Below are 25827 nucleotides of genomic sequence, written 5' to 3'. Positions count from 1 at the left end.
CGATCGGGGAGAACGGCCGGTCACGGGAGATCCTCAGCCGCGGTGGCGCTTCGCGATCCAGGCGCAGGCATTCCTCGAAATGTATACACCGAGTCGCAAATATGCCTCCGATTGCGCTGAACCTCAGCGGAGTGTATACATAAAAGCGGGGAGGGTCGATGCGAGCGAGCGAACGCGCCTACCGCGCACTGCGCGAGGAGATCCTCGACGGCGCCCTCGAGCCCGGCGCCGCGCTCGCCGAGGTCGAGCAGGCGAACCGGCTCGGCGTCTCCCGGACCCCGGTGCGCGAAGCGCTCGCCAAGCTCGAGGCCGACGGCCTCGCCACCGCCGCCTCCGCACGCGTGCTGCAGGTCTCGGCGATCGACGCCGCGAGCATCGTCTCGCTCTACGAGCTGCGCGAGGCGCTCGAGGGCCAGGCGGCCCGCCTCGCGGCGGCCCGGCGCGACCCCGAGCGCTTCACTGCGCTCCGCGAGCGGATCGCCGGCGCCCCCGAACTGCTCGACACCGGCGAGGCGGGGCTCCGCGCCTACTACGACGCCGTCGACGCGCTCGACGACGAGATCGAGTCGGCCGCGGCGAACCCGATGCTCGGGGCGGCGCTCCGCAGCGTCCGCCTGCACTCGGCGCGCGTCCGGCGACTCGCGCGCCACCATCCCGAGCGGCTCCGCGCCGCGGCATCCGAGCACCTGCTCATCGTCGACGCCATCGTCGCGGGCGACGCCGCCCTCGCCGCCCATGCCACCCACGTACACCTGCACCTGAGCCTCCGCCACGCGCTCGCCTCGATCGAGGCTCGTCACCCCGACGGCCACCGCGTAGCCTGACCGATGGAACACTTCAGAAAGGTCCGCCCCATGCATCTCCACCACGTGCGCACCCACCGCAGCGACGAGAACCTCGCCCGCGAGGGCCAACTCGCCTGGAAGCTCGCGGGCGTCGCGACCGACCCGGTCGAGCTCGATGACGACGTCGTCGACATGGTGGTGAACCGCGTCATCGACAACGCCGCGGTCGCGGCGGCCGCCGTGGCCCGCCGTCCCGTCGTCTCGGCGCGCAGCCAGGCCCTCTCGCATCCCGTCTCGATCGGCGGCGACGGTGCGACCGTGTTCGGCGCCGACGCGGCCCGTCGCACGAGCCCCGAGTGGGCGGCCTGGGCCAACGGGGTCGCCGTGCGCGAGCTCGACTACCACGACACGTTCCTCGCCGCCGAGTACTCGCACCCCGGCGACAACATCCCCCCGATCGTCGCGGTCGCCCAGCACCTCGCGCAGAACCGCGGCCTCACCGGGCACGACGTCGTGCGCGGCCTCGCGACGGGCTACGAGATCCAGATCGACCTCGTGAAGGCGATCTCGCTGCACAAGCACAAGATCGACCACGTCGCCCACCTCGGCCCGTCGGCGGCCGCGGGCATCGGCACCCTGCTCGGCCTCGACCAGGAGACGATCTTCCAGGCCATCGGCCAGGCGCTGCACACGACCACGGCGACCCGCCAGTCGCGCAAGGGCGAGATCTCGACCTGGAAGGCGCACGCCCCCGCCTTCGCCGGCAAGATGGCGATCGAGGCCGTCGACCGCGCGATGCGCGGCGAGACGAGCCCCGTCCCCATCTACGAGGGCGAGGACGGCGTGATCGCCTGGCTGCTCGACGGCCCCGATGCCTCGTATGACGTGCCGCTGCCCGACCAGGGCGAGGCGAAGCGGGCGATCCTCGACTCGTACACGAAGGAGCACTCGGCCGAGTATCAGGCGCAGGCCTGGATCGACCTCGCCCGCAAGCTCCACGACGAGTACCCGCTCATCCTCGATGCCGCGCACATCGAGTCGATCACCCTGCACACCTCGCACCACACGCACTACGTGATCGGCTCGGGCGCGAACGACCCGCAGAAGTACGACCCCGACGCCTCGCGCGAGACGCTCGACCATTCGATCCCGTACATCTTCACGGTCGCCCTGCAGGACGGCGCGTGGGACCACGAGACCTCGTACTCGCCCGAGCGCGCCCACCGCGCCGACACGATCGAGCTGTGGAAGAAGGTCTCGACCGTCGAGGACGCCGAGTGGACGCGTCGCTACCACTCGCTCGACATCGCCGAGAAGGCGTTCGGCGGCCGCGTCGTCATCAAGCTGGCCGACGGCGGCGAGATCGTCGACGAGATCGCCGTGGCCGACGCGCACCCGCTGGGCGCCCGGCCGTTCGCCCGCGAGCAGTACGTGCACAAGTTCCGCACCCTCGCCGAGTGGGCCGTCGCGCCCGAGGAGATCGAGCGCTTCCTCGACCTCGCGCAGCGGCTGCCCGAGCTCTCGCCCGACGAGCTCGGCGGGCTCACCTTCACCGTCGCGCCCGGTGCGCTCACCGGCGTCGAGATCCCCGAGGGGCTGTTCTGATGCTGTACTCCCAGACCCCCGCGGCCGAGAAGCGCCGGCTGTTCCGCGAGCGGCTCGCCACGGGCGAGATCATGCGGTTCCCCGGCGCGTTCAACCCGCTCTCGGCGAAGCTCATCGGCGAACGCGGCTTCGAGGGCGTCTACATCTCGGGCGCGGTGCTGAGCGCCGACCTCGGCCTGCCCGACATCGGCCTCACGACGCTCACCGAGGTCGCGGGCCGCGGCAAGCAGATCGCCCGCATGACCGAGCTGCCGGCGATCATCGACGCCGACACCGGCTTCGGCGAGCCGATGAACGTCGCCCGCACGGTGCAGGAGATGGAGGACGCGGGCCTCGCCGGCCTCCACATCGAGGACCAGATCAACCCGAAGCGCTGCGGCCACCTCGACGGCAAGCAGGTCGTCGACGACGAGACGGCGCTGCGCCGCATCCGCGCCGCGGTCGACGCGCGCCGCGACGAGAACTTCCTCGTCATGGCGCGCACCGACATCGCGGCGGTCGACGGCCTGCAGGCCGCGGTCGACCGGGCGAAGGCCCTCGTCGACGCGGGTGCCGACGCGATCTTCCCCGAGGCCATGCGCTCGCTCGAGGAGTTCGCCGCGATCCGCGCAGCGGTCGACGTGCCCCTGCTCGCGAACATGACCGAGTTCGGCAAGAGCGAGCTCTTCACGGTGCAGCAGCTCGCCGACGTCGGCATGAACATCGTCATCTGGCCGGTGTCGCTGCTGCGGCTCGCCATGGGCTCGGCGATGCGGGGACTCGACGAGCTCGAGGCATCCGGTTCGCTCACCGCCCGGCTCGGCGAGATGCAGCACCGTTCGGAGCTCTACGAGCTGATCGACTACGAGGGCTACAACCACTTCGACACCTCGATCTTCAACTTCACCGTCGCACGCTGACGCCGATCGCAGAACGCCAACGCAAGGGAGCATCCATGGCCGAGCAGGAGATCACCCCGCCCACCATCTACAAGGGGCTGGCCGGGGTGCCGGTCGACTACACCGCCGTCTCGAAGGTCAACCCCGAGACGAACTCGCTGCTCTACCGCGGGTACCCCGTGCAGGAGCTCGCCGCCTCGTGCACCTTCGAGGAGGTCGCCTACCTGCTCTGGTACGGCGAGCTGCCGACCGACGAGGAGCTCGGCGCCTTCGAGGATCGCGAGCGGTCGCTGCGCGGGCTCGACCACGAGGTGAAGCGCATCATCGACGAGCTGCCGCTGACCGCACATCCGATGGACGTCGTGCGCACGGCGGTCAGCGTGATCGGCGCGAGCGACGCGACGACGCCCGACGACTCGCGCGACGCCAGTCTCGACAAGGCGATCCGGCTGTTCGCGAAGCTGCCGTCGATCGTCGCCTACGACCAGCGCCGCCGCCACGAGCTCGAGTTCGTCGAGCCCCGCGACGACCTCGGCTACTCGGCCAACTTCCTCTGGCAGACCTTCGGCGAGGTGCCCGAGCTGCCCGTCGTCAACGCCTTCGACGTGTCGATGATCCTGTACGCCGAGCACTCGTTCAACGCCTCGACGTTCACGGCTCGCGTCATCACCTCGACGCTCTCCGACCTGTACTCGGCGGTGACCGGGGCGATCGGCGCGCTCAAGGGCCCGCTCCACGGCGGCGCCAACGAGGCCGTCATGCACACCTTCGACGAGATCGGCGCCGGCGAGGGCGGCGCCGAGCGCGCCGTCGCCTGGCTCGACGACGCGCTCGCCTCCAAGCGCAAGATCATGGGCTTCGGGCACCGCGTCTACAAGAACGGCGACTCACGGGTGCCGACGATGCGCGACGCCATGGAGCGCATGGTCGAGTTCACCGATCGGCCCGACCTGCTCGAGCTCTACGTCGCCCTCGAGCAGGCGATGGGCGAGCGCAAGAACATCAAGCCGAACCTCGACTACCCGGCGGGCCCGACCTATCACCTGATGGGCTTCGACACGCTCACCTTCACGCCGCTGTTCGTCGCCTCGCGGGTCACCGGGTGGACGGCGCACATCATGGAGCAGGCGGCGTCGAACGCGCTCATCCGCCCGCTGTCGGTATACGACGGCGTCGACGAACGGCATGTGCCGGCGAAGGGCTAGACGACGACCAGCTCGGTCGGCGAGGTGTTCATGAGCACCGCGCCCGCGTCGCCGACCACGACGATGTCCTCGATGCGCACGCCGAACCGCCCGGGCAGGTAGACCCCCGGCTCGATCGAGAACGCCATGCCGGGCTCGAGCGGGCGGGTGTTGCCGGCGACGATGTACGGGTGCTCGTGCACCTCGAGGCCGATGCCGTGGCCGGTGCGCGTGATGAAGAACTCGCCGTAGCCGGCCCGCTCGATCACCTCGCGGGCGGCGCGGTCGATCGACTCGGCGGTCGCCCCGGGCCGCACGGCGTCGACGGCCGCGCGCTGCGCGGTGCGCACCAGCTCGTGCACCTTCGCGAGCTCGGGGTCGGGGTCACCGCCGGCGACGAGATACGTGCGGGTGCTGTCGGAGTTGTAGCCGGCCGGGTTGGGGCCGCCGATGTCGACGACCACCGGGTCGCCGGCGAGGATGACCCGGTCGGAGGCCTCGTGGTGCGGCGAGGCGCCGTTCGGTCCCGAGGCGACGATGACGAAGTCCGCCGTGCGATGGCCCTCTTCGACGAGGGCTTCGGCGATGTCGGCGGCGACCTCGTTCTCGGTGCGGCCGGCCCGCAGCCATTCGCCGATGCGGCGGTGCACGCGATCGATCGCCGCGCCGACCGAGGCGAGCTCGTCGATCTCGAACGGCTCCTTGCGCATGCGCAGCTCGGCGATGAGCTCGCCGGCGGGCTGCAGCCGCAGTGCGGGCCTGGCCGCCTGCAGGCGGAACGCGTGCAGGAAGGGCAGGTGGTCGTCGACGGCCGCGGTGCCGAGCTCGGTGCCGCCGCCGAGTTCGCCGAGGAGGGCGGCGTACGGGTCCTCGCCGTCGAGCCAGGTCACGAAGCGGACGCCCGCGGCCTCGGCCGTGCTGCCCTCCCAGCCGCCGCGCTCCAGCGCGGGCAGGATCATCACCGCATCGACCGGCGCGGCCGCGGGCACGGCCAGCAGGGTGAGGCGTTCGTGCGAGGGCACCGAGTGCCCGACGAGGTAGGCGAGGTCCGGCCCCGGTGCGACGAGCACGACGTCGATGCCGGCGGCGCGGGCGGCGTCGGCGAGCCGGCGGAGACGGTCGGTGGTCGTGGCGGCGGCTGCGGTCGACATGCCACGGAGTCTACGGCGGAGGCTCGCCGCCCGTTCGGTTCGGCACAACTTCGGCGCGAGGCATCCGGCCCCTCGTTGTCGGGATCGACGGATTATCGAAACCCACCGCGATCTCGTCATACAGTCGTTGATCATGCACATGTTCTTCCGCACGATGCTGCATTTCGTGCTCGCCCGGTTCCGTTCGCGGCTCGGCCACGGCGACGTCGCCCGCACGAACTTCATCACCCTGCCGACCGACCTCGACATCATCAACCACATGAACAACGGGGTCTACTTCTCGATCATGGATGTCGCGCGCTTCGAGATGCTCGTGCGCAACGGCGTCTGGCAGCTCATGCGGGACCGCGGCTGGTACCCGGTCGTCGCGAGCGAGACGATCACGTTCCGCAAGTCGCTCAACCCGTGGAACCGCTTCACGATCGAGTCGCGCATCATCGGCCACGACGACAAGGCCGTGTACATGGAGCAGCGCTTCGTGCGCCCCGATGCCACGGGAACGCCCGAGATCTACGCGACCGGGTACATCCGGGCGCGGTTCCTGCGGAAGTCGGGCGGCACCGTGCCGATGTCCGAGCTCGTCGAGGCGTTCGGCGTCGAGGCCCTCCACGGCATCCCCGAGTGGATCGAACGCTGGGGCTCGGACGTCGCCCTGCCGCCGATGCGCGCGGCGGCGCCGTCGATCTGGAGCTGAACCGGGCGGACGCTCAGACGCGCGCCTGCTTCGGCACGACGACCTCGCGGATGATGAGCAGGATGCCCGCCGAGATCGGGATCGCGACGAGCGCGCCGAGCAGGCCGAGCAGGGTGCCGCCCGCGAGCGCCGAGATGAGCACGATCGTGCCGGGCACCTGCACCGCCTTGCCCATGACCTTCGGCGTGAAGATGTACGCCTCGACCTGCATGTAGACGAGCATCGCGATGAGCACGACGATGCCGGCGACAGGGGAGACGAGCAGGGCGATGACGGTCATGATGACCGTCGTGATGACCGTACCGATGAGGGGGATCAGCGTGATGAAGAACGCCATCGCGCCGATGAACAGCGCGTAGGGCACTCCGACCGCGATGAGCAGGAGCGTCGAGAACACCGAGTTCATGAAGGCGAGCACGACCATGCCGCTGAGGTAGCGGCCGACCGACTGCATGATGCGCTCCGCGTAGCTCTCGACCTGGGGGCGGTGGCTCGCCGCGACGAGGGTGTAGCAGGCACGCTTGGTCGCGTCGAGGGTCGCGATGAAGTAGATCGAGAGCACCACGACGAACACGCCCGTCGAGATGCCGTCGAGCACCGCGGCGCTGAACTGCAGCGCGCCGCCGCCGACCGCCGCCCAGAAGTCGGGGTCGGCGAGGATGCCGCTGACCCAGGCGACCGCGGACTCGAGCATGCCGTTCGTCGCCTCGTTGACGCGGTCGAACCAGCCCGAGGCGTAGAGGTCCTTGAGCTCGGCGGGGAGCGCCTTCGCGAACGAGACGGCCTGCCCGATCACCGGCGGCACGATGAGCCAGACGATGCCGACGAGGAAGCCGACGAAGAGCAGGATGACGGTGACGATCGCGACGCCCCGGCGCATGCCGCGACGCTGGAACCAGCGGATCAGGGGGTCGAGCCCCAGGGCGACGAACGCCGCGATGAACACCGACAGCACGACGCTCGAGAGGTTGACGACCGCGACCGCGAGCGCGAGCGCGAGCAGCACGCCGAGCGTGACGATGAAGCCCCAGCGGAAGGGGTGGTTCACGAAGAGCCCGTTGCGCTCCTCAGTCGCCTGGGTGCTGCGCCGACGAAGTCTGTCTGCCGTGTTCACCGCGCCAGTCTAGGGCTGGGCTGCAGTCGGCACCGTGAGCTCGCGGTAGTGGGGCGAGAACTGGGGGTAGTACGTCTCCCAGACGGGGAGCACCGCACCCGAGCGCGAGGCGGTGAGCCGATCGAGGTAGAAGTCCCAGCCGGGGCCGATGCTCGCGGCCTCGGTCGCGTCCTTCATCCGCTGGCCCAGGGTCAGGGTGGTCATGCCGCCGCCCTCGACGAGGTGGCAGAACACCCGCACACCGGTCGGACCCGAGCCCGAGTCGGCCGTGAAGCTGTGCGGCGCCCGGCACTCGAGGATGGACACGTTCATCCACTCGGCGCCCTCTTCGCTCATCTGGAAGCGGACGCCGCCCGTCGACGGGCTGCCCGTGTAGGTGCCGATCCAGCCCTTCATGGCGTTGGGATTCGTGAGGCTGAACCACACATCCTCGATGGGGGCGTGGAAGAGACGGTCGAACTGCAGGTACAGGCCGTCGGCCTTCAGCACGTAGTGTCCGGTCGGTTTCGCGGTCATCATCGCCCCCACTCGTCGTGACTTTCAGGCTAATCCGGGCGGGTGGGAATCACTAGAGCCGCGCCCTCGAACCACTAGAGTCGGAGCCATGAGCTCGAAGGGGTCGCAGCGCGTGGCGCACGAAGAAGCAATGGACATCACCGAGGGCAAGTCCGGGCTGTGGGGAGCACTCGCCGGACTGATCGTGTTCGCGCTCATCGCGGTGCCGCTGTCGGCCGCGTTCGCGTTCGCGACGCACCCCCACTCGCAGCAGCTGTTCGCGGGCCGCCTCTCCGATGCCACGGCAGGCGGCTACCAGGCCTTCTGGTGGCTGGTGACGATCTTCCTCGTCGCGCTGCCCTTCCTCGTGGGCTTCGGCGTCGCGAAGCTGTCGGTGAAGTCGCTCGTGATCGTCGGCGCCGTGATCGCGCTCTTCGTCATCGCGATCATGATCCTCGGGCAGGTCTTCGTCTTCTAGGCACGCGGCGTCGGCGCGACCCCCGTGAGGGGCGTGCCGCGCGTCGGTCGCCCGGCTCGAGGGTTCCCCGACCGCGGGCCGCTGACCCATGGCGACGTTCCGTACCATACGGTATGGTACGGAATATGGATGTCGCGCTCCCCGACCCCGTCTGGCCCGTCGTGCTCCTCGCCGTCATCTGCGTCGGCGACGCGGTGCTGTGCCTCAAGCCCGTCGCGTTCATCGCGAAGTGCTTCGAGGACGTGGGCTTCCCGAGGCGGTGGTGGTGGGTGATGCCGCCGATCAAGTTCGCGGCCGCCGCGGGGCTCGTCGCCGGCATCTGGATCCCGTACCTCGGCGCGCTCACGTGCGCCGCGCTCATCGCCTACTTCGTCGTCGCGATCGGCATGCACGTGCGGGCGCGCGACTTCGGGCGCAACCTCTTCGTCAACGCGACGGGGATGCTGGTGGTCTGCGTCGCGACCGGGCTGTTCTGCTTCGTGCTCTGAGCGCCTCAGTCGCGGGCGCCGTCGGCGCTCGGCTCGCCCGCGACCGGGGCGATCTCGAGCAGCAGTTCGTAGACGGCGCGAAGCTCGTCGGTGCCGATCGGCGGGACCGTCGCCGCGGCGCCCACCGAGACCAGGTAGGGCACGAGCGCCGCGGTGCGCGCGGCCGCATCCGACGAGGTCGCCGGCCGCCACACCGCCTGCAGCGCATCGATGATTCGCGCGTCGATGCGCGCCTGCGTCGCCCGCGCGTCGCCGTCGGTGTGCGCCCAGGCGCGCACGGCGGCGTCGAGTTCGGTCGGGCGGATCGACGGCCCCGGCGCGAGCGCGAGCTCGCTGAGCCACTCGAGGGTCGCGCGGGTGCCGCCTGCGCCCCGCGCCGCGATCCCCTCGTCGATCGACGTGATCGTGCGCTGCTCGTAGTACGCGAGCAGCGCCTGCTTGTACGCGCCGGCCCCGTCGAAGTGGTGGTGGAACGAACCCTTCGTCACACCGAGTCGCGCGGCCAGGCGGTCGATCCGCAGCGCCGGCGCCCCCTCGGTGGCGAGCACCGCCAGCCCCTCGTCGAGCCAGCGTTCCCGTGTCGTCGCCATGGAGCCACCGTACCCGACGGTATGGTCGGCGGCGCGACGGCTCAGCCGGCGAGCTGCTCGAGCACGGCCATCGCGGCGTTGTGCCCGCCGATGCCGCTGACGGCGCCGCCGCGCACCGCGCCCGATCCGCACAGCAGCACGGCCGGATGCCGCGTGGCCACGCCCCAGCGTTCGGCGGGCGTCGTCAGCGGGGCACCCGGCTCGGCCCACGGCCACGACAGCGGCCCGTGGAAGATGTTGCCGCCCGGCATGCGCAGCGCCGCCTCGAGGTCGAGGGTCGTCTTCGTCTCGATGCAGGGGCGGCCCGAGGCATCCGTCATGATGACCGAGGCGATGGGCTCGGCGAGCACCGAATCGAGCGAGTCGAGCACGGCCTGCTGCAGCAGGGCGCGCAGTTCGTCGTTGCCGAATCGCTCGAGCAGGCGGTGCGGCACGTGCAGCCCGAACACGGTGAGGGTGTGCGCGCCCGAGGCGGCGAGCTCGGGCGAGAGGATCGACGGGTCGCTCAGGGTGTGGCAGTAGATCTCGCAGGGCAGCGGGGAGGGGATGCCTCCGCGCGCAGCCGTCGCGTACGCCGCATCGAGCTGCGTGGCGAGCTCGTTGATGTGGAACGTGCCCGCGAACGCCTGCTCGGGGGCGACCTCGGCGTCGCGCAGTCGGGGGAGCCGGGTGAGCAGCAGGTTCACCTTGACCTGCGCGCCCTCAGGGGCGTGCAGTGCGCGTAGCCGCTCGCGCACCACGGGCGGCACCGCGATCGGGCCGTCGTCGGAGATCGGCGCCTGGTCGCGCGGGGCGAGGCCGCCGGTGCGGCCGGTCGCCTCGGCCGGTGCGTCCGGCGCGCCCGCTTCGATGAGGCGCTCGAGCACGGCGGGCGCGACGTTCGCGAGCAGGGTGGCCGCGGTGGCGAGGCGCTCCTCGCCCGCGAGCCGGTATCGCACGCGGCCGGCCGGGTCGACGCCCAGCACCTCGGCGCCCGTGACGAGCGCGGCGCCGGCCTCGCGCGCCGAGCGGGCGAGCTCGCCGCTCACGGCGCCCATGCCGCCGACCGGCACGTCCCAGTCGCCGGTGCCGCCGCCGATGACGTGGTACAGGAAGCAGCGGTTCGCGTCGAGCGCCGGGTCGTCGAGCGTGGTGAACGTGCCGATGAGCCCGTCGGTCGCGACGACGCCGCGCACGAGGTCGTTCGTGAAGCGCTCGTCGATCGTCTCGCCGAGCGGGCGCTCGACGAACGCGCTCCACGCGGCGTCGTCGCCGAGGAGCGCGCGGGCCTCCGCCCGGGTCGGCAGCGGCTCGGTGAGGCTCGGGAAGAGCCGCTCGGCGAGCCGCGCGGTCTCGGCGTAGAACGCCTCCCAGGCGGACGCATCGGCTGCCGCGCCCACGCGATCGAAGGCGTCGGCGGATGCCGCGGCGTCGGCCTCGTTGTCGACGAGCAGCCCCCGCTCGGGGTTCGCCGGATCGGGGGTGTACGACGAGAAGCGCCGCCGCACGAGCTCGATGTCGAGGCCGAGATCGTCGATGATGCGCTGCGGCAGCAGGCTCACGAGGTACGAGTACCGGCTGAGCCGGGCGTCGACGCCGTCGAACGCCTCGGCCGAGACCGCCGCCCCGCCCAAGTGGTCGTCGCGCTCGAGGAGGAGCACGTCGAGCCCGGCCCGGGCGAGGTAGGCAGCGGCGGTGAGGCCGTTGTGGCCGCCGCCGAGGATCACGACGTCGTGGGCTCGGTTCGCGGACGGCTCGGGCTGGGCGAGTGACATGCAATGAGCGTAGGCGGTCGCCCAGGCGGGTGGTGTCCGCGCAGCGTTACGTCACTGATACGCGAGTGGTATCAGTGACGTAACGCTCAAGGGGAGGGTTCCCCGCCGCCCGGGTCGGGCTCAGTTCGCGCGGCGCATCGCGCGCACGCCGACGAACACGCCGATCGCGCAGGTGACGATCGCGGCGATCGCGCCGCCGATCACGGCCGGGTCGCCGAAGTCGCCCGCGAGCAGCGCCCGCTCGGCGCCGACGAGGTAGCTCAGCGGGTTCACCGCGGCGGCGACCTTCATCCAGCCGGGGCCGTCGTCGAGCGGCAGCAGCATGCCCGACAGGATCATGAGCGGGAACAGCAGCGTCTGGTGCACCATCCAGAACATCCAGTCGCGGTTGCGGCACGAGAGCGCGAGCGTGTAGCTCAGCGCGCCGAAACCGATGCCGAAGACGGCCAGGATCACGAGGCCGAGGACGAGCCCCGGGACATCCACCGCGAAGCCGAAGGGCACCGCGACGACGACGACGATCGTGCCCTGGATGACGAGCGGCACGACCTCCTTGAGGGCGCGGCCGACGAGCAGCGCACTGCGGGAGAGCGGGGCGACGAGGGTGCGTTCGTGCGAGCCGGTCTGCATCTCGAAGAGCAGGTTCGCGCCGGTCGAGGCGGTGCCGAACAGCGCCACCATCACGAGGATGCCTGGCACGAACCACTGCAGGGTGCCGGCGACGTCGCCGCCGGCCGCGCCGATGAGCAGCGGCCCGAAGAGGCCGAGGAACACGAGCGGTTGGACGAGCGAGAACATCACGCTGAACGGGTCGCGCACGAGCGGCTTCGATTCGCGGACGAACACGGCAGCGGTGTCGCGGACGAAGCCCGTCGGGCGGGTGCCGGTGGTGATGGCGGGTGCGGTGGTGGTCATCGGAGTGGTCCTTTCAGAGGGATGAGGTCAGGCGGCGACGGACTCGGCCGACTCGGCGGTCGGCTCGGCGTGGGCGGCCTCGTCACGGAGGCTGCGCCCGGTCAGTGCGAGGAAGACGTCGTCGAGGGTCGGCTGCCGGTGGGTGGCCGCGGCCACGTCGATCCCGGCGTTCGAGAGTTCGCGGATGTACCGGGGGAGCGCCCGGTCGCCGCCGGGTGCCGTGATCGAGACGACGCGGGCATCGGCCCCGTCGAGCTCGCCGCCGAGGCGGGCGGCGGCGGCCGAGGCATCCGCCGCGTTCTCGAAGGTGAGCGTGACCCGGTCGCCCGCGAGCGACTCCTTGAGCGCCCACGCGGTGTCGTCGGCGATGACCGAGCCGTGGTCCATCACCATGACGCGCTCGGCGAGCCGGTCGGCCTCGTCGAGGTAGTGCGTCGTGAGGAAGATGGTCGTGCCCGTCGCCCGGCGCAGCTCGACGATGTGCTGCCAGAGGTTGGCCCGGCTGTGCGGGTCGAGGCCCGTCGACGGCTCGTCGAGGAAGAGCAGCTCGGGCCGGTGGATCAGCCCGAGGGCGATGTCGAGCCGACGCTTCTGCCCGCCCGAGAGCGACTGCACCGTGCGGTTCGCGACCTGCCCGAGCTCGAGCGACTCGATGAGCTCGGCGGCCCGGGCGCGCGTCTCGCGGCGACCGAGCCCGTAGAACGAGCCCTGGGCGTGCAGCTCGTCGCGCACGCGCTGGGTGTGGCCGCCCGAGCTGCCTTGGCCGACGTAGCCGATGCGGCGTCGCACGCCCGCCGGGTCGCGCCGGACGTCGCATCCGGCCACGACGGCATCGCCGCTCGTCGCGGGCAGCAGGGTCGTGAGCATGCGGAGGGTCGTCGACTTGCCGGCGCCGTTCGGGCCGAGGAAGGCGACGAGTTCGCCCTCGCCGACGGCGAGGTCGAGTGAACGGACGGCCTCGACGGTCTGCCCCTTCGAGCGGAACGTCTTCGTGAGGCCCTGTGCGGTGATCATCTGGTTCGTCATGACCCCAGCTTCTCGAGCCATCCGGTCACTTTCTGTCCGCATTCGGGAGAGAATCGGAACATGGCCGCAACCACCTCGAGAACCCTCGAACTGCTCTCGCTGCTGCAGAGCCACCGGCACTGGTCGGCGCGCGAACTCACCGACCGGCTCGACGTGAGCGACCGCACCCTGCGGCGCGACGTCGAACGGCTGCGCGAACTCGGCTACGGCATCGAGTCGCTGCGCGGCAGCGCCGGCGGCTACCGCCTCGAGGCCGGCACCGGCCTCCCGCCGCTTCTGCTCAGCGACGACGAAGGGGTCGCGATCGCGCTCGGGCTCCGTTCGCAGGCGACCGCGGGGCTGCGCGGCGCCGAGCACACGACCCTCTCGGCGCTCGCGAAGATCGAGCAGGTGCTGCCGCCCGCGCTGCGCCGCCGCATCGAGGCGCTGCAGTCGCACACGGCGGTCGGCGCCGCCGGCGCCTGGAACCGTTCCGGCCGACCCACGCCCGAGGTCGACACCGAACTCCTCGGCATCCTCGCGCTCGCGTGCCGCGACAGCGAACGGCTCCGCTTCAGGTACACGGATGCCACGGGCGCGGCCTCGGCGCGCATCGTCGAGCCGTACCGGCTCGTGCCCGTGGCGCGCCGCTGGTACCTGCTCGCGTGGGACCGGGAGCGAGTCGACTGGCGCACCTTCCGGCTCGACCGCACCAGCGAGGTGTTCTCGACGCGGGTGCGTTTCGAGCCGCAGGAGATGACCGAGGAGGCCGCGCGCGAGCGGGTCGAGCGCGCCGTGCGGCATCGGCGCCGCAGCATCCGCGCCCGCATCGTCGTCGCGCTGCCGCAGTCCGACCTCGTCGAGCACCTCGGGTGGTACGGCCGCGAGGTCGAAGCGGTCGACGCCGCGCACTGCGCCTGGCCGATCGAGGCCGAGTCGGTCGAGGCCCTCGGCATGGCGCTCATGTGGCTGCCCGCCGGGGTCGACTTCCACGTCGAGGGCTCACCCGAGCTGAGGGAGTTCCTCGGGGCGCAGGCGCAGCGGTTCGCGACCGCGGCGGCCGGCGCCTAGGCGCGCGCGCCGAACGCCGCGAAGAAGACGTCGAGGGCCGAGTCGACCTGGGCGTCGATCTCGGGCGGTGACGGGATCGCCGCGTCGCCGAGCAGCATCGCCCGGTTGACCGGCTCTCCCATGACCAGCCAGTTCAGCTGCGTGGCGGCGCGCTCGGGGTCGTCGACGTGCAGCAACCCGGCGTCGCGGAGCTCGGCGATGAGCGCGGCCAGCTTCGTGATCGCGCGTCGCGGCCCCTGCTCGTAGAGCGCGGAGGCCAGCTCGGGCGAGCGTGAGAGCTCGCCGATCACGAGTCGGCGAAGGCTCAGCACGGTCGGCGCCATCACGGCGGTGAGCTGTGCGACGAGGAGGGCCCGAAGGGTCGGCCGAGGGTCGTCGGCCGGATCGAACTCGGGCGGCGAGGGCACGGCGCGTCGCGCCGCGACGGTCTTCGACGTGACGAGCTCGAGGAAGAGCGCGCGCTTGCTGCCGAAGTGGCTGTACAGCGTCTGCTTGGCGACGCCGCACTCCTTCGCGATCGAGTCCATCGTCACCGACTCGTACCCCGTCGACAGGAACTGCCGCTCGGCCGCGAGGAGGGCGGCCTCGCGCTTCTGCAGTGAACTCGGGCGCATCTGAAGACCTCCTTGCAACATCATACTGATGAGTCTATATTCGGAATGAGACTCATCAGTCTAGAAATGAGGCGACCATGTCACGCAGACCAGCGCTCGAGTTCGACGCCGAACTCCGGGTCGCACCAGAAGCGGCCTCCTGGACCGTCTTCGAGGTGCCCGACTCGAAGGCGTACTTCGGCACCGGCAATCCCGTGCGGGTGACCGGCGCGATCGACGGGCATCCCGTCGCGATCACGCTCATGCCCTCGGGCACCGGCGTGCACCTCGGCCCGGTGAAGGCCGCGACCCGCACGGCGATCGGCAAGGCCGCCGGCGACCGGGTGCACGTTCGACTCGAACGGGCCGAGGCATGAGCGCCGTCGAGTCGGTGGTGACGGGCGCGGGCGACCGCGTCGTGTTCGACCGCCACGGCGCGGCCGGAGCACCTGCGGCGCTGTTCATCGCGGGGGCCGGGCCGACGCGCGCCGACGACCCCGTGACCACCGAGACGGCCCGGCTGCTCGCCGAGCGTGGGTTCCAGGCGCTCGTGCACGACCGGGTCGGCCGCGGCGAATCGGCGACCGCCGGGCCGATCTCGCTCGAACGCGAACTCGACGCCATCGCGGCGCTCGCCGATTCGGCGGCCGCGCCGGTCGTGCTCGTCGGGCACTCGTCCGGTTGCGCGATCGCCATGCTCGCCGCCTCCCGCGTCGAGCGCCTCGCGGGTCTCGTGCTGTGGGAGGCGCCCCTCGGCCTGTTCGCCGCCGGCGCGCCCGACTGGTGGGCCGGGGTCGAGCGGCATCTCGATGCCGGAGAGCTCGAACAGGCCGTGGCCGCCTACATGGTCGACATGCCGCCCGAGTGGCTCGAGCAGCTCAGGCAGTCGCCCGACTACCCCGAGCTCGTGCTGAGCTGGATCCCCGACGGCCGGGCGCTCGCCGCGGTCGAATCGGAGGGCGCCGCGGCGTCGCTCGCCTCGCTCGACGTGCCGGTGCTCGCGGTGGTCGGCACCGAGACCTTTCCCGGCATGGCGGCGGCGGCCGACGCGATCGCCGCGGCGGCCCCGCACGGCGCCAGCGAGGAGCTGGCCGGCGCGTGGCACAGCTGGGACCCCGAGGCGATGGCCGCTCGGCTCGCCGTCATGCTCGAGGGCTGAGCCTGCGGGGCGCGGCGCTGCGCTCCGCGGCGGCTGCGGCGCGGGCGCTCAGCCCGTGCGCTCGAGCGAGCCGATGACCACGTCGTCGCCGAGCACGGTCATCGTGTCGCCGTCGACCGCGGCCTCGTCGAGCGCCGACAACCACGTGTCGACGCCCTCGCAGGCCATGCGCGTGGAGGCGACGTCGTCGAACTCGATGCGGCCGCCGCCCTCGTCCTCCCAGCGGCCCGTGAGGCGGTTGCACCCGTCGGTTCCGGCGAGGGTGCCGTCGGCGGCGAGGGAGAGCGACGGGGCGGTGGCGTCGTCCGTGTCGCCCCAGGTGCCCACCGCGCCCGCTGAGACCGGCAGCGGCGACGGTGCCGTCGCGGGGACGCTCGCCGGGGGAGTGTTCGAGGTGCCGGCGCTCGCGCACGCGCCGAACAGCACGAGCGTCGCGGCCGCGAGCGAGACGGCGGACGCCGTGCGTATGGCTCGCCGGCCCGGCCCCGAGTCGCTCATGTGCGGCCCGTCGCCTCGTGGCTCACTCGTCCTCGCCGGTCTGCTGCTCGCCGGAGCTCGAATGGAGCGTGCCGATCTCGTAGCCGTCGGAGCCGAGCACGGTCATCGTGTCGTCGGCGATCGTCGCCTGGCTCAGCCCCGCCAGCCAGGTGTCGACGCCCTCGCACGCCTTCATCGTCGAGGCCGAGTCGTCGAACTGCACGTGGTCGGACTCGTCGACCGTCCAGGTGCCGGTCAGCTGGTTGCAGCCGTCGGTGCCGCTGAAGCTGCCGTCGTCCTCGAGCGTGAGCGAGGGCGCCTCGGCGTCGTCCGCGTCGCCCCAGGTTCCGGTCGGATCGATCGAGCCGCCCTGCACCGAACCCGACTCGCCGAGGCAGCCGGCCAGGAGGAGCAGAAGCGCGGCGGCCCCCGCTGCGGCACCGGCGCCACGCACGACCCTCTGCATCGTGGTCATGCCCGCAGGGTAGTCCTCCGGCGCGCAGTCCGCCATGCCCCGGGAAGGGGTCAGTGCGAGACCGCTCGGGCGGGCGGAGCAGGAGGTGCCGGGGTGGCGGTCGCCCGCGCGGCGCGGGCGAGGGCGTCGCGGCAGGCGACGACGGCGGGGCGGGCCGCCGCGGCCTGCCGGGTCGAGGTGAAGACCTCGCGCTCGGGATGCCCCGGCAGGTCGACGAGCCGGACGCTCGGCGCCTCGCCCGCCCACACGAGGTCGGGCAGCAGTCCCACCGCGTTGCCCGAGCGGATGAGGCGGATGTGCGCCATGAGGTCGGCCGTCTCGAACCGCACATCGGGTTCGAAGCCCGCCTCGCGGCAGAGCTGCTCGGCCCACTCGCGCGAGGCGGTGCCCTCGGGTTCGAGCACCCACGCCATGTTCGCGGCGGTCTCGAGTCTGGCGGCGGCCGAAAGGCCGGCCGAACGCGCAGCGGGGTGGGGCGGCAGCGCGAGACGGATGGCGTCGGCGGCGAGGTGCACGCGGTCGAGCTCGGCGCGGTGCGCGCGGGTGTGGCCGGGGTACTGCTCGGCGACGACGAGGTCGAAGTCGCGCGCCGCGACCTCGAAGAGGCCGACGTCGGGCTCGCGCTCGGTGATCTCGACCCGCAGCGCGGGGTGCTCGGCGCGCAGCAGGGTGAGCGCCTGCGGCACGACCGCGTGCGCCGCCGACTGGAAGACCGCGATGCGCACGGTGCCGCCGACGGCGGTGAGCGAGCGCGCCACCTCGGACTCGGCCTCCTCGAGCCGGTCGAGGATCGCCCGGGCGTGCTCGACGAGCACCAGCGCCTGCGGCGTGAGCTGCACCCGTCGCCCGACCTGCACGAGCAGCGGAACGCCCGCCTCCCGCTCGAGCAGGCTGAGCTGCTGCGAGACCGAGGAGGGGCTGTACGAGAGGGCTTCGGCGACCGCGGTGAGGGTGCCGCGCTGGCTCAGTTCGACGAGCAGCCGCAGGCGGCGGACATCGAGCATGGGGGCCTCCGTGGCATCCGGCTGATCTTTCGGTTCTTCCGAACAGTATTCATCAGAATCATTCGCTGTACCGAATGGATGCCTCGGGCGCACACTTGATCCGACAGGCGCGCGTACCCCCGGCGCGCCCGAAGAAAAGGACACTACCCTCGTGACCATGTCGAACGCCGCCACGGATGCCCGGCCGGATACCGATCACGTCGTCGCCCTCGTGCGCCGCTGGCTCGAAGAGAGCGCGAAGCACCCCGTCGAGCCCGCCGCACAGCGCCTCGCGGGCGTGCTGAAGGACCCGAACGGACTCGCCTTCACCGTCGGCTTCGTCGACGGGGTCATGCGCCCCGAAGACCTCGGCGTCGCCGGCCGCAACCTCGAGCAGGTCGCGAAGCTCACCCCGAAGTTCCTGCCCTGGTACCTCAAGGCCGCGATCCGCCTCGGCGGCGTCGTCGCCCCGGTGCTGCCCTGGGCGGTCATCCCGATCGCGCGCCGCGTGCTGCGCGCCATGGTCGGCCACCTCGTGCTCGACGCGACCCCCGACAAGCTCGGCCCCGCCATCGCGAAGCTGCGCGAGTCGGGCAACCGCCTGAACCTGAACCTCCTCGGCGAGGCGGTGCTCGGCGAGCAGGAGGCCGACCGCCGCCTCACGGGCACGTTCGAGTTCCTCGCCCGCGACGACGTCGACTACGTCTCGATCAAGGTGTCGTCGGTCGTCAGCCAGCTCTCGATGTGGTCGTTCGACGAAGCCGTCGCGAAGGTCGTCGCGAAGCTCACGCCCCTCTACGAGCTCGCCGCGGCGAGCGAGGCCCGCGGCAAGTCGAAGTTCATCAACCTCGACATGGAGGAGTACCGCGACCTCGACCTCACGATCGCGGTGTTCACGACGCTCCTCGACCAGCCGCAGCTGCGCGGCCTCGAGGCGGGCATCGTGCTGCAGACCTACCTGCCCGACGCGCTCGGCGCCATGCAGGAGCTCACGACCTGGGCGACCGCGCGTCGCGCCGGCGGCGGCGCCCCGATCAAGGTGCGCGTCGTCAAGGGCGCGAACCTCGCCATGGAGCACGTCGACGCCGCCGTGCACGGCTGGCCGGTCGCGACCTACGGCACCAAGCAGGACTCCGACACGAACTACAAGCGGGTGCTCGACTGGTCGATGACCCCCGAGCGCACGCACGCCGTGAAGCTCGGCGTCGCGGGTCACAACCTCTTCGACGTCGCCCACGCGTGGCTCACGGCGCGCGAGCGCGGGGTCGAGAGCCGGGTCGAGTTCGAGATGCTGCTCGGCATGGCGACCGGCCAGGCCGAGGCGGTGCGCGGCGACGTCGGCAACCTGCTGCTCTACACGCCCGTCGTGAACCCCTCCGAGTTCGACGTCGCCATCGCGTACCTGATCCGCCGCCTCGAGGAGAACGCGAGCGACGACAACTTCATGTCGGCCGTGTTCGAGCTCGCCGCGAACGAGCGCCTCTTCGAGCGCGAGCGCGCCCGCTACGAGCGGTCGCTCGCCGCGCTCGAAGCGGATGTCTCGGCGCCGACCCCGAACCGCACGCAGAACCGCCGCACCGAATGGGACGGCGACGCGCTCGCCGCCGCGATCGCCGCACCCGCGGCCCCGGCGCCCGGCACGGAGCACGACGACGACGCCTCGCTCACGAGCGTCGTGCTCGGCATCACGCGCGGCTCGGGCGGGACCCAGCTCACCGACGACGTGGCATCCGGCTTCGCGACCGCCGACGGCGCGCCGGCCGAGGCCCCGGCCGCCGCCGCGCCGGTCGCCGCCGCGCCGAGCGGCCCGGGCGTGACCCCCGGATTCCGCAACGAACCCGACACCGACCCGGCGCTCGCGCCGAACCGCGAGTGGGGCCGTCGCATCCTCGCCCGCGTGCCCGACACGACCCTCGGCCTGGCCACCATCGAGGCGGCCCGCGTCGACGACGAGGCCGAGCTCGAGCAGATCATCGCGTCGGTCGCCGCCCGGGGCAAGGCGTGGGGCGAGCTGCCCGGCGCCGAGCGCGCCGCCGTGCTGCACCGCGCCGGTCTCGCGCTCGCCGCGAACCGCGACCGCCTGATCGAGGTCATGGCGGCAGAGACGGGCAAGACCATCGCCGAGGCCGACCCCGAGATCAGCGAGGCCATCGACTTCGCGCACTACTACGCCGAGCGCGCCCGCGAGCTCGACCACGTGCAGGGCGCGACGTTCGTGCCCTCGAAGCTCACCGTCGTGACGCCGCCGTGGAACTTCCCGGTCGCGATCCCCGCGGGCGGCGTGCTCGCCGCGCTCGCCGCGGGCTCGGGCGTCGTCATCAAGCCCGCGAAGCTCGCGCAGCGCTCGGGCGCCGTCATGGTCGAGGCGCTGTGGGAGGCGGGCATCCCGCGCGACCTCCTCGCGCTCGTCGACATCGGCGAACGCGAGCTCGGCAAGCAGCTCGTCTCCCACCCCGCGGTCGACCGGGTCATCCTCACCGGCGCGTACGAGACGGCCGAGCTGTTCCGCTCGTTCCGCGAGGACCTGCCCCTCCTCGCCGAGACGAGCGGCAAGAACGCCATCATCGTGACGCCGTCGGCCGACCTCGACCTCGCGGCCTCCGACGTCGTGAAGAGCGCCTTCGGCCACGCCGGCCAGAAGTGCTCGGCGGCCTCGCTCGTGATCCTCGTCGGCTCGGTCGCGAAGTCCGAGCGCTTCCACCGTCAGCTCGTCGACGCGGCGACCTCGCTGCGGGTCGGCTACCCGGCCGATGCGCAGAGCCAGATGGGCCCGATCATCGAGCCCGCGAACGGCAAGCTGCTGCACGCGCTCACCCAGCTCGGCATCGGCGAGGAGTGGCTCGTCGAGCCCAAGCAGCTCGACGCCACCGGCAAGCTGTGGTCGCCGGGCGTTCGCGCCGGCGTCGCGCCCGGCTCGTACTTCCACCTCACCGAGTTCTTCGGGCCGGTGCTCGGCATCATGCACGCGAAGGACCTCGACGAGGCGATCCGCATCCAGAACGCGGTCGACTACGGGCTCACCGCCGGCCTCCACTCGCTCGACGCGGGCGAGCTCGCGACGTGGCTCGACAAGGTCGAGGCGGGCAACCTCTACGTCAACCGCGGCATCACCGGCGCGATCGTCGAGCGGCAGCCGTTCGGCGGCTGGAAGCGGTCGTCCGTCGGCGCCGGCGCCAAGGCGGGCGGTCCGAACTATCTGTTCGGCCTCGGCGACTGGGTGCCCGCGGGCGGAAGCGTCTCGAAGTCGCTGCACCTGCGCGGGCTCGAGCGCCGCGTCTCCGAGCTCATCGAGGCCTCGCAGTCGGCCCTCGACTACGACTCGTTCGAGGTGCTGCGCCGCTCGGCGCTGTCCGACGAGGTCGCCTGGGCCGAGGAGTACGGCACCGTGAAGGACGTCTCGGGCGTCGGCGTCGAGCGCAACCTCTTCCGCTACCGCTCGCTGCCGGTGGCCGTGCGCATCGGCGAACGCGCCTCGCTCGCGGAGGGCCTGCGCGTCATCGCGGCCGGCCTCCTCGCGAAGTCGGCGTTCACCCTGTCGTCGGCCGTCGAACTTCCGAAGGGCGTGCGCACGCTGCTCGCCGCGCGCGACGTGAAGATCGTGCGCGAGGGCGACGCCGCCTGGCTCGGCCGGGTCGCGAAGGACGCGGCGTCGGCGCTCGGCGCGAGCCGGGTCCGACTCGTCGGCGGGGATGCCTCGGCGCTGGCCTCGGCGCTCGGCGGCACTCCCGACATCGCGGTGTGGTCGCACCCCGTGACCCCGTCGGGCCGCGTCGAGCTGCTGCCGTTCCTGCACGAGCAGGCGATCTCGATCACGAACCACCGCTTCGGCAACCCGACGACGCTCTCGGACGGGGTGATCTGAGCTCTCCGCCTCCCTTCGCTGCTTCTGCAGGAGATTGGACGCGACAGCCTCTGTGAGGTGGCCATGCGTCCTGATTTCCTGCAGAAGCAGCGAGGGGGAGGCTCAGGGGCGGGCGCTCGCGACGGCACGGCGGAAGGTCAGCACCTCGTCGCGCTTGGACCTTTCGAGCGCGAAACCCAGGTCGGTGAGCCGACCGACCACCCGCCGCGGCAGCGCGGGCAGCTCGGCGGTGAAGCCCGGCCGGCCCTTGGCGATGCCCGTGATGAGCGAGACGTCGAGGTTCGCGCCGCGCAGCTCGACGCGGGCGTAATCGCTGCGGCAGCGCCACACGAGCTCGTCGAGCTCGTCGAACTTCACGATGGTCGTGGATGCGTCGGTGCGGAGCCACAGCCGGTCGTCGCCGAAGCCGATCGTGCAGTCGAGGGTTCGACGTTGCACGATCGCCATGTAGATGAAGTACGCGGGCAGCGCGAACACGACGCCGACGAGGAAGATCGCGAAGCGCGGACCGAGCTGCACGACGTGTTCAGTGACGGCGATGAGTGCGACGACGGCGACGGCACCGACCACCACGACGATCAGCACGATCGCGGTCGTGAGCGCGCGCATCGTCATCGGCACCGCGGTGAACCCCACCTCCGAGCCGCGACCGGTTTCGGCGCGCACCCATTCGGGAGCGACCGGTGAGGGTCGCTTCTTCGAGGGGCGCCCGACTGCCGAGGTGATGCGTGAGAGCAGGCCGAGCCAGATCCATCCGGCAGCCGGGATGGCGGCGAACTGCACGATCAGGAAGGCGATCTTGAGCGGCTCGGGCGCGGTCTCGAGCAGCGGGCGACTGAGCTCGATCGCGACCCAGAGGAACACCCCCGCCACGACCGCGCCGACCACGTGAAGGATCACCCCGTCGCGCTCGGGCCTGATGCGGAACGTCAGGTTCACGAAGGAGAACCCGCACAACCAACCGCCGACGAGCATCAGCAGGTACGGCACGAACTCCATGCCCTGCCCGGCCGCGAACCAGGGCACGGTCAGCGCGAAGCACACCGCCGCCCACACGAGCGGGCTGCCGGCCAGGCGCCGCCAGAGCGCCGAGCGCACGACGGGGGTCTCGGCCGGATCTCCGACGGACGTCGTCGCCCCGGTCATCCGCGCGACTACGGGCGCCCGCGATTGCGGCGGCGGATGCCTCGGGGTGCGCGACCGCCGACGAACGACCGGGCCGAGTCGACGACGAAGCCCTGGCGCAGCGCCTCGCGGCCGATGAGCATGCGGAAGCCCATCTCGTCGCGGTTCGTGAGGGTCACCTCGGCGGTCACCGTGCGCTCCTGCAGGACGAGGTCGAGGAGCACGACGATCCGCTCCTCGGAGTGGCCCGAGGAGCTGCGCACCTGCCGCCGGTCGTGCACGGGCAGTTCGACGACGACCGCGTCGTCGTCGCTCTCCTGCCAGGGGCGGATGCCGAAGCGCACGCGGCCGAGCGGCTCGCCGCCCGGGGCATCCGACGAACCGGGCAGCTCCTCCACGTCGAAGGCGTGCAACGACGAAGTGCGGGCGCCCGTGTCGAGCTTCGCCTTGATCCAGGGCACGCCGGCATTCGGCAGGCTCACCCATTCGCGCCACCCGGCGATGGTGCTTGAATGGGATTCCTCGTTCACTCGACCATCTTGGCAGGGCTCACCCGATGAAACTCGCGATCCTCTCGCGCGCGCCGCAGGCGTACTCGACCCAGCGACTGCGCGCCGCCGCGCAGCAGCGCGGTCACCAGGTGAAGGTGCTCAACACCCTGCGCTTCGCGATCGATCTCTCGGGGCCCGAGCCCGACCTGCAGTTCCGCGGGCGTCCGCTCTCGGACTACGACGCGATCCTGCCGCGCATCGGCAACTCGATCACGTACTTCGGCACCGCCGTGGTGCGCCAGTTCGAGCAGATGGACGTCTACACGCCGAACACGGCCAACGGCATCTCGAACGCACGCGACAAGCTGCGCGCGAACCAGATCCTCTCGCGGCACAACATCGCGCTGCCGCCGACGGCGTTCGTGCGCAACCGCGCCGACGTGCGGCCCGCGATCGAGCAGGTCGGCGGCGCTCCCGTCGTCATCAAGCTGCTCGAGGGCACCCAGGGCATCGGCGTCATCCTCGCGCCGCAGGTCAAGGTCGCCGAGGCGATCATCGAGACGCTGCACTCGACGAAGCAGAACGTGCTCATCCAGAAGTTCATCGCCGAGAGCCGCGGTCGCGACATCCGTGCCCTCGTCGTCGGCGACCGCGTCGTCGCCGCGATGCGCCGCGTCGCGAACGGCGACGAGTTCCGCTCGAACGTGCACCGGGGCGGCAGCGTCGAGCCGGTCGAGCTCTCGCCCGAGTACGAGCTCGCGGCCGTGCGGTCGGCCCAGATCATGGGCCTCAAGGTCGCCGGCGTCGACATGCTCGAGGGCAACGACGGCCCGCTGGTGATGGAGGTCAACTCCTCGCCCGGGCTGCAGGGCATCGAGACCGCGACGAACCTCGACGTCGCGGGCGCGATCATCGACTACATGGCGAACCAGGTCGCGTTCCCCGAGATCGACGTGCGCCAGCGGCTCACCGTCTCGACCGGGTACGGCGTCGCCGAGCTGCTCGTGCACGGCAACGCCGACCTCGTGGGCAAGACCCTCGGCGAATCGGGCCTCTGGGAGCGCGACATCACGGTGCTGACGCTGCACCGCGGCACGACCGTCATCCCGAACCCGCGCAAGGGCGTCGTGCTCGAGGCCGACGACCGCCTCCTCTGCTTCGGCAAGCTCGAGGAGATGCGCTCGATGATCCCCGAGCGGCGTCGCCGCCGTGCGAAGGTGCGCAAGCTCCCGAAGCAGCCGATCCCCGAGAGCTGAGTTCAGTCCCCGCCGTCGGTGACGGGTTCAGCATCGGCGAGTCGCGGGACCGCTTCGACGGCGGCGACGAGGTCGTCGGCGATGCGCTCGCCGCGGCGGTCGCGCCGCATGAGCGGTTCGAACAGGCGGAGCCAGCCGTGCGGCTGCACGCGCACGTCGATGTGCAGCCTGGAGGCACGGGCATCGATCGACTCGAGCGTCTCGCGGATCGCGAAGTCGAACGGGCCGTCGAGCTGGCGGAATCCGACGCTCACGTCGGGCTCGAACTCGGTGCACTCGTACTCGACCTCGCTGCGCCGTCGACCGTCCTGCCGGACCATCACGCCGCGGCTGCCGACGCGCACCGGCCCCGGTGTCGTGCGTCGGACCTCGAGGACTTCGCGCTCCCACTTCGGATGGTTCTCGAAGACGTTGACGGCGATGAAGTCGAACACCTCGTGGGCTGAGCGGTCGATGTCGCGGGTCGTCTCGTTGTGGATCATGATCCCATTCCCTTCGTGGTCTCGTCGGGTCGGTGCCTCGCCCGGAGGAGCGTGGTGGTGAGGGTGCCGATGCTCCAGGTGCTGAACTCCTCCGGGGTCCACCCGTGGTCCCGGACGAGGCCGTTGAACGTCTCGAGGCTCTGGACCACTTCGAACACGTCGGCCGCCCGCTCCGCGGGGAGTGCCAGCGCGCCGCGTTCGGCGAGCGGCTGGAACAACGCCTCGATCGCCGCGCGCTTCCGGGCCATGTTGTCGCGGTGGAGCTCGGCGACGCCCGGGTCGATGCGCACTGCCGCGGCGAGTGCCTCGGCGAGCGGGGCGAGGCGTTCGAGGATGCCGCTTCCTCCGATCACCATGAGCTCGATCGCCCTCGTGGGATCGGGCTCGACGAGCGCGGCGCCGTACCAGTCGCGCTGCTCGACGTCGTTGGGTTCACCCGGGGACCCCCGTCGCGCGTCGAGGACGGCGCCGAGGAGTCCGGCCTTGTTGTGGAACGTGAAGTAGACGAACGCCTCGGACACCTCGGCCAGTTCGGCGACGGAGGAGAAGGTCGTCGGCTGGAAGCCGCGTGCGGCGAACAGTTCGAAGGCGGCGTCGACCATGCGCTGTCGGGTCAGCACGGCGCGATCGGATCGCGAGATCGGAGCACTCGCCCTCGTGGACATGAGTAAAGCTCACTAGAGTGGCGCACTAGTGTCAAGCTCCAACGGGACGCCC

Annotated in this window: 27 protein-coding genes; 12 read left to right on the top strand and 15 right to left on the bottom strand. The window is 71.6% G+C overall.

Annotation, left to right across the window (positions count from 1 at the left end; all coding sequences use genetic code 11):
- Positions 1 to 158 precede the first annotated feature (158 nt).
- Genes ACFVAJ_RS06555 through ACFVAJ_RS06540 form a run of 4 tightly spaced genes read left to right on the top strand, consistent with a single transcriptional unit; the run spans position 159 to position 4473 of the window.
- A complete protein-coding gene (locus tag ACFVAJ_RS06555) occupies positions 159 to 824 on the top strand; it encodes a GntR family transcriptional regulator (protein ID WP_376942288.1) in 666 nt (221 codons plus the stop codon).
- Between the two features lie 30 nt (positions 825 to 854).
- The gene (locus ACFVAJ_RS06550; RefSeq protein WP_376942286.1) at positions 855 to 2390 is read left to right on the top strand and encodes an MmgE/PrpD family protein; all 1536 of its coding nucleotides are present in this window, start codon (positions 855 to 857) and stop codon (positions 2388 to 2390) included.
- On the top strand, positions 2390 to 3289 hold the full coding sequence (gene prpB, locus ACFVAJ_RS06545) for a methylisocitrate lyase (RefSeq protein ID WP_376942284.1): 900 nt from the start codon (positions 2390 to 2392) through the stop codon (positions 3287 to 3289). The genes ACFVAJ_RS06550 and prpB overlap by 1 nt, the downstream gene beginning before the upstream one ends.
- A gap of 35 nt (positions 3290 to 3324) precedes the next feature.
- Positions 3325 to 4473, top strand: coding sequence for a bifunctional 2-methylcitrate synthase/citrate synthase (locus tag ACFVAJ_RS06540; RefSeq protein WP_376942282.1), 1149 nt, complete (start codon positions 3325 to 3327; stop codon positions 4471 to 4473).
- On the opposite strand, the gene ACFVAJ_RS06535 is transcribed toward ACFVAJ_RS06540, so the two are convergent.
- Complete coding sequence (locus ACFVAJ_RS06535) at positions 4470 to 5603, bottom strand: M24 family metallopeptidase (protein ID WP_376942280.1); 1134 nt, start codon at positions 5601 to 5603, stop codon at positions 4470 to 4472. The two genes, ACFVAJ_RS06540 and ACFVAJ_RS06535, sit on opposite strands and share 4 nt — an antisense overlap.
- A gap of 133 nt (positions 5604 to 5736) precedes the next feature.
- Between ACFVAJ_RS06535 and ACFVAJ_RS06530 the strand changes: the two genes are divergently transcribed.
- Positions 5737 to 6297 (top strand): thioesterase family protein, encoded by a 561-nt coding sequence (locus ACFVAJ_RS06530; protein ID WP_376942278.1) that lies wholly within the window; start codon positions 5737 to 5739, stop codon positions 6295 to 6297.
- A 13-nt stretch (positions 6298 to 6310) separates the two neighbouring features.
- Here the strand turns inward: ACFVAJ_RS06530 and ACFVAJ_RS06525 are convergent, their stop codons facing one another.
- The gene (locus ACFVAJ_RS06525; RefSeq protein ID WP_376942276.1) at positions 6311 to 7411 is read right to left on the bottom strand and encodes an AI-2E family transporter; all 1101 of its coding nucleotides are present in this window, start codon (positions 7409 to 7411) and stop codon (positions 6311 to 6313) included.
- A gap of 9 nt (positions 7412 to 7420) precedes the next feature.
- Positions 7421 to 7927 (bottom strand): SRPBCC family protein, encoded by a 507-nt coding sequence (locus ACFVAJ_RS06520; protein ID WP_376942274.1) that lies wholly within the window; start codon positions 7925 to 7927, stop codon positions 7421 to 7423.
- A gap of 88 nt (positions 7928 to 8015) precedes the next feature.
- Here ACFVAJ_RS06520 and ACFVAJ_RS06515 point away from each other — a divergent pair, with 88 nt between their 5' ends.
- Together ACFVAJ_RS06515 and ACFVAJ_RS06510 are read left to right on the top strand one after the other, a co-directional pair.
- A complete protein-coding gene (locus tag ACFVAJ_RS06515) occupies positions 8016 to 8384 on the top strand; it encodes a hypothetical protein (RefSeq protein WP_376942272.1) in 369 nt (122 codons plus the stop codon).
- A gap of 125 nt (positions 8385 to 8509) precedes the next feature.
- A complete protein-coding gene (locus ACFVAJ_RS06510) occupies positions 8510 to 8872 on the top strand; it encodes a DoxX family protein (RefSeq protein ID WP_376942270.1) in 363 nt (120 codons plus the stop codon).
- Positions 8873 to 8877: 5 nt separating this feature from the next.
- On the opposite strand, the gene ACFVAJ_RS06505 is transcribed toward ACFVAJ_RS06510, so the two are convergent.
- The 4 genes from ACFVAJ_RS06505 to ACFVAJ_RS06490 all read right to left on the bottom strand — a co-directional run bounded on the left by ACFVAJ_RS06505 (position 8878) and on the right by ACFVAJ_RS06490 (position 13157).
- Positions 8878 to 9462, bottom strand: a complete 585-nt coding sequence (locus ACFVAJ_RS06505) for a TetR/AcrR family transcriptional regulator (protein ID WP_376942268.1) — start codon at positions 9460 to 9462, stop codon at positions 8878 to 8880.
- A gap of 41 nt (positions 9463 to 9503) precedes the next feature.
- Positions 9504 to 11216: a phytoene desaturase family protein gene (locus tag ACFVAJ_RS06500; RefSeq protein WP_376942266.1), complete on the bottom strand. Its 1713-nt coding sequence runs from the start codon at positions 11214 to 11216 to the stop codon at positions 9504 to 9506.
- Positions 11217 to 11336: 120 nt separating this feature from the next.
- On the bottom strand, positions 11337 to 12131 hold the full coding sequence (locus tag ACFVAJ_RS06495) for an ABC transporter permease (RefSeq protein WP_376942264.1): 795 nt from the start codon (positions 12129 to 12131) through the stop codon (positions 11337 to 11339).
- 27 nt (positions 12132 to 12158) lie between these two features.
- The gene (locus ACFVAJ_RS06490; RefSeq protein ID WP_376942262.1) at positions 12159 to 13157 is read right to left on the bottom strand and encodes an ATP-binding cassette domain-containing protein; all 999 of its coding nucleotides are present in this window, start codon (positions 13155 to 13157) and stop codon (positions 12159 to 12161) included.
- Positions 13158 to 13217: 60 nt separating this feature from the next.
- Between ACFVAJ_RS06490 and ACFVAJ_RS06485 the strand changes: the two genes are divergently transcribed.
- Entirely contained in the window at positions 13218 to 14207 is a 990-nt protein-coding gene (locus ACFVAJ_RS06485) for a helix-turn-helix transcriptional regulator (protein WP_376942260.1), read from the top strand.
- On the opposite strand, the gene ACFVAJ_RS06480 is transcribed toward ACFVAJ_RS06485, so the two are convergent.
- The gene (locus tag ACFVAJ_RS06480; protein ID WP_376942258.1) at positions 14204 to 14821 is read right to left on the bottom strand and encodes a TetR/AcrR family transcriptional regulator; all 618 of its coding nucleotides are present in this window, start codon (positions 14819 to 14821) and stop codon (positions 14204 to 14206) included. The two genes, ACFVAJ_RS06485 and ACFVAJ_RS06480, sit on opposite strands and share 4 nt — an antisense overlap.
- Positions 14822 to 14898: 77 nt before the next feature.
- Between ACFVAJ_RS06480 and ACFVAJ_RS06475 the strand changes: the two genes are divergently transcribed.
- Both ACFVAJ_RS06475 and ACFVAJ_RS06470 read left to right on the top strand, forming a co-directional pair.
- Entirely contained in the window at positions 14899 to 15177 is a 279-nt protein-coding gene (locus ACFVAJ_RS06475; RefSeq protein WP_376942256.1) for a DUF1905 domain-containing protein, read from the top strand.
- Entirely contained in the window at positions 15174 to 15959 is a 786-nt protein-coding gene (locus ACFVAJ_RS06470; RefSeq protein ID WP_376942254.1) for an alpha/beta fold hydrolase, read from the top strand. Before ACFVAJ_RS06475 ends, ACFVAJ_RS06470 begins: the two co-directional genes overlap by 4 nt.
- Positions 15960 to 16007: 48 nt before the next feature.
- Here ACFVAJ_RS06470 and ACFVAJ_RS06465 read toward each other — a convergent pair whose 3' ends face one another.
- The 3 genes from ACFVAJ_RS06465 to ACFVAJ_RS06455 are packed head-to-tail and all read right to left on the bottom strand — an operon-like array spanning position 16008 to position 17915.
- Positions 16008 to 16457 (bottom strand): META domain-containing protein, encoded by a 450-nt coding sequence (locus ACFVAJ_RS06465; protein WP_376942252.1) that lies wholly within the window; start codon positions 16455 to 16457, stop codon positions 16008 to 16010.
- Positions 16458 to 16479: 22 nt separating this feature from the next.
- Positions 16480 to 16911: an META domain-containing protein gene (locus tag ACFVAJ_RS06460; RefSeq protein WP_376942250.1), complete on the bottom strand. Its 432-nt coding sequence runs from the start codon at positions 16909 to 16911 to the stop codon at positions 16480 to 16482.
- A gap of 50 nt (positions 16912 to 16961) precedes the next feature.
- A complete protein-coding gene (locus ACFVAJ_RS06455) occupies positions 16962 to 17915 on the bottom strand; it encodes a LysR family transcriptional regulator (RefSeq protein ID WP_376942248.1) in 954 nt (317 codons plus the stop codon).
- 157 nt (positions 17916 to 18072) lie between these two features.
- Here ACFVAJ_RS06455 and ACFVAJ_RS06450 point away from each other — a divergent pair, with 157 nt between their 5' ends.
- Positions 18073 to 21756 carry a proline dehydrogenase family protein gene (locus ACFVAJ_RS06450; RefSeq protein ID WP_376942246.1) on the top strand — a complete coding sequence of 1228 codons (3684 nt, stop codon included), beginning with the start codon at positions 18073 to 18075 and terminating at the stop codon, positions 21754 to 21756.
- Positions 21757 to 21858: 102 nt separating this feature from the next.
- Here the strand turns inward: ACFVAJ_RS06450 and ACFVAJ_RS06445 are convergent, their stop codons facing one another.
- Together ACFVAJ_RS06445 and ACFVAJ_RS06440 are read right to left on the bottom strand one after the other, a co-directional pair.
- Positions 21859 to 22902, bottom strand: a complete 1044-nt coding sequence (locus ACFVAJ_RS06445) for a hypothetical protein (protein WP_376942244.1) — start codon at positions 22900 to 22902, stop codon at positions 21859 to 21861.
- 8 nt (positions 22903 to 22910) lie between these two features.
- A complete protein-coding gene (locus ACFVAJ_RS06440) occupies positions 22911 to 23411 on the bottom strand; it encodes an ATP-dependent zinc protease (RefSeq protein WP_376942242.1) in 501 nt (166 codons plus the stop codon).
- A gap of 26 nt (positions 23412 to 23437) precedes the next feature.
- Between ACFVAJ_RS06440 and ACFVAJ_RS06435 the strand changes: the two genes are divergently transcribed.
- On the top strand, positions 23438 to 24628 hold the full coding sequence (locus tag ACFVAJ_RS06435; protein ID WP_376942240.1) for a RimK family alpha-L-glutamate ligase: 1191 nt from the start codon (positions 23438 to 23440) through the stop codon (positions 24626 to 24628).
- Positions 24629 to 24630: 2 nt separating this feature from the next.
- Here the strand turns inward: ACFVAJ_RS06435 and ACFVAJ_RS06430 are convergent, their stop codons facing one another.
- A complete protein-coding gene (locus tag ACFVAJ_RS06430) occupies positions 24631 to 25110 on the bottom strand; it encodes an SRPBCC family protein (protein WP_376942238.1) in 480 nt (159 codons plus the stop codon).
- Positions 25107 to 25730, bottom strand: coding sequence for a TetR/AcrR family transcriptional regulator (locus ACFVAJ_RS06425; protein WP_376942236.1), 624 nt, complete (start codon positions 25728 to 25730; stop codon positions 25107 to 25109). Before ACFVAJ_RS06425 ends, ACFVAJ_RS06430 begins: the two co-directional genes overlap by 4 nt.
- Between the last annotated feature and the right edge of the window lie 97 nt (positions 25731 to 25827).

The sequence above is a fragment of the Agromyces sp. NPDC057679 genome (genome assembly GCF_042799635.1).
Lineage (GTDB): Bacteria > Actinomycetota > Actinomycetes > Actinomycetales > Microbacteriaceae > Agromyces.
This window is presented reverse-complemented; position numbering and strand designations above follow the sequence as displayed.

What these genes read in the sequence shown, in the direction of transcription:
- ACFVAJ_RS06450 (WP_376942246.1), top strand. Translation starts at nt 18,073, where the DNA reads ATGTCGAACGCCGCCACGGATGCCCGGCCGGATACCGATCACGTCGTC.
- ACFVAJ_RS06490 (WP_376942262.1), bottom strand. Translation starts at nt 13,157, where the DNA reads ATGACGAACCAGATGATCACCGCACAGGGCCTCACGAAGACGTTCCGC.
- ACFVAJ_RS06475 (WP_376942256.1), top strand. Translation starts at nt 14,899, where the DNA reads ATGTCACGCAGACCAGCGCTCGAGTTCGACGCCGAACTCCGGGTCGCA.
- ACFVAJ_RS06500 (WP_376942266.1), bottom strand. Translation starts at nt 11,216, where the DNA reads ATGTCACTCGCCCAGCCCGAGCCGTCCGCGAACCGAGCCCACGACGTC.
- ACFVAJ_RS06555 (WP_376942288.1), top strand. Translation starts at nt 159, where the DNA reads ATGCGAGCGAGCGAACGCGCCTACCGCGCACTGCGCGAGGAGATCCTC.
- ACFVAJ_RS06510 (WP_376942270.1), top strand. Translation starts at nt 8,510, where the DNA reads ATGGATGTCGCGCTCCCCGACCCCGTCTGGCCCGTCGTGCTCCTCGCC.
- ACFVAJ_RS06485 (WP_376942260.1), top strand. Translation starts at nt 13,218, where the DNA reads ATGGCCGCAACCACCTCGAGAACCCTCGAACTGCTCTCGCTGCTGCAG.
- ACFVAJ_RS06505 (WP_376942268.1), bottom strand. Translation starts at nt 9,462, where the DNA reads ATGGCGACGACACGGGAACGCTGGCTCGACGAGGGGCTGGCGGTGCTC.
- ACFVAJ_RS06550 (WP_376942286.1), top strand. Translation starts at nt 855, where the DNA reads ATGCATCTCCACCACGTGCGCACCCACCGCAGCGACGAGAACCTCGCC.
- ACFVAJ_RS06455 (WP_376942248.1), bottom strand. Translation starts at nt 17,915, where the DNA reads ATGCTCGATGTCCGCCGCCTGCGGCTGCTCGTCGAACTGAGCCAGCGC.
- ACFVAJ_RS06495 (WP_376942264.1), bottom strand. Translation starts at nt 12,131, where the DNA reads ATGACCACCACCGCACCCGCCATCACCACCGGCACCCGCCCGACGGGC.
- ACFVAJ_RS06435 (WP_376942240.1), top strand. Translation starts at nt 23,438, where the DNA reads ATGAAACTCGCGATCCTCTCGCGCGCGCCGCAGGCGTACTCGACCCAG.
- ACFVAJ_RS06470 (WP_376942254.1), top strand. Translation starts at nt 15,174, where the DNA reads ATGAGCGCCGTCGAGTCGGTGGTGACGGGCGCGGGCGACCGCGTCGTG.
- ACFVAJ_RS06430 (WP_376942238.1), bottom strand. Translation starts at nt 25,110, where the DNA reads ATGATCCACAACGAGACGACCCGCGACATCGACCGCTCAGCCCACGAG.
- ACFVAJ_RS06515 (WP_376942272.1), top strand. Translation starts at nt 8,016, where the DNA reads ATGAGCTCGAAGGGGTCGCAGCGCGTGGCGCACGAAGAAGCAATGGAC.
- ACFVAJ_RS06535 (WP_376942280.1), bottom strand. Translation starts at nt 5,603, where the DNA reads ATGTCGACCGCAGCCGCCGCCACGACCACCGACCGTCTCCGCCGGCTC.
- ACFVAJ_RS06445 (WP_376942244.1), bottom strand. Translation starts at nt 22,902, where the DNA reads ATGACCGGGGCGACGACGTCCGTCGGAGATCCGGCCGAGACCCCCGTC.
- prpB (WP_376942284.1), top strand. Translation starts at nt 2,390, where the DNA reads ATGCTGTACTCCCAGACCCCCGCGGCCGAGAAGCGCCGGCTGTTCCGC.
- ACFVAJ_RS06465 (WP_376942252.1), bottom strand. Translation starts at nt 16,457, where the DNA reads ATGAGCGACTCGGGGCCGGGCCGGCGAGCCATACGCACGGCGTCCGCC.
- ACFVAJ_RS06540 (WP_376942282.1), top strand. Translation starts at nt 3,325, where the DNA reads ATGGCCGAGCAGGAGATCACCCCGCCCACCATCTACAAGGGGCTGGCC.
- ACFVAJ_RS06460 (WP_376942250.1), bottom strand. Translation starts at nt 16,911, where the DNA reads ATGACCACGATGCAGAGGGTCGTGCGTGGCGCCGGTGCCGCAGCGGGG.
- ACFVAJ_RS06530 (WP_376942278.1), top strand. Translation starts at nt 5,737, where the DNA reads ATGCACATGTTCTTCCGCACGATGCTGCATTTCGTGCTCGCCCGGTTC.
- ACFVAJ_RS06520 (WP_376942274.1), bottom strand. Translation starts at nt 7,927, where the DNA reads ATGACCGCGAAACCGACCGGACACTACGTGCTGAAGGCCGACGGCCTG.
- ACFVAJ_RS06480 (WP_376942258.1), bottom strand. Translation starts at nt 14,821, where the DNA reads ATGCGCCCGAGTTCACTGCAGAAGCGCGAGGCCGCCCTCCTCGCGGCC.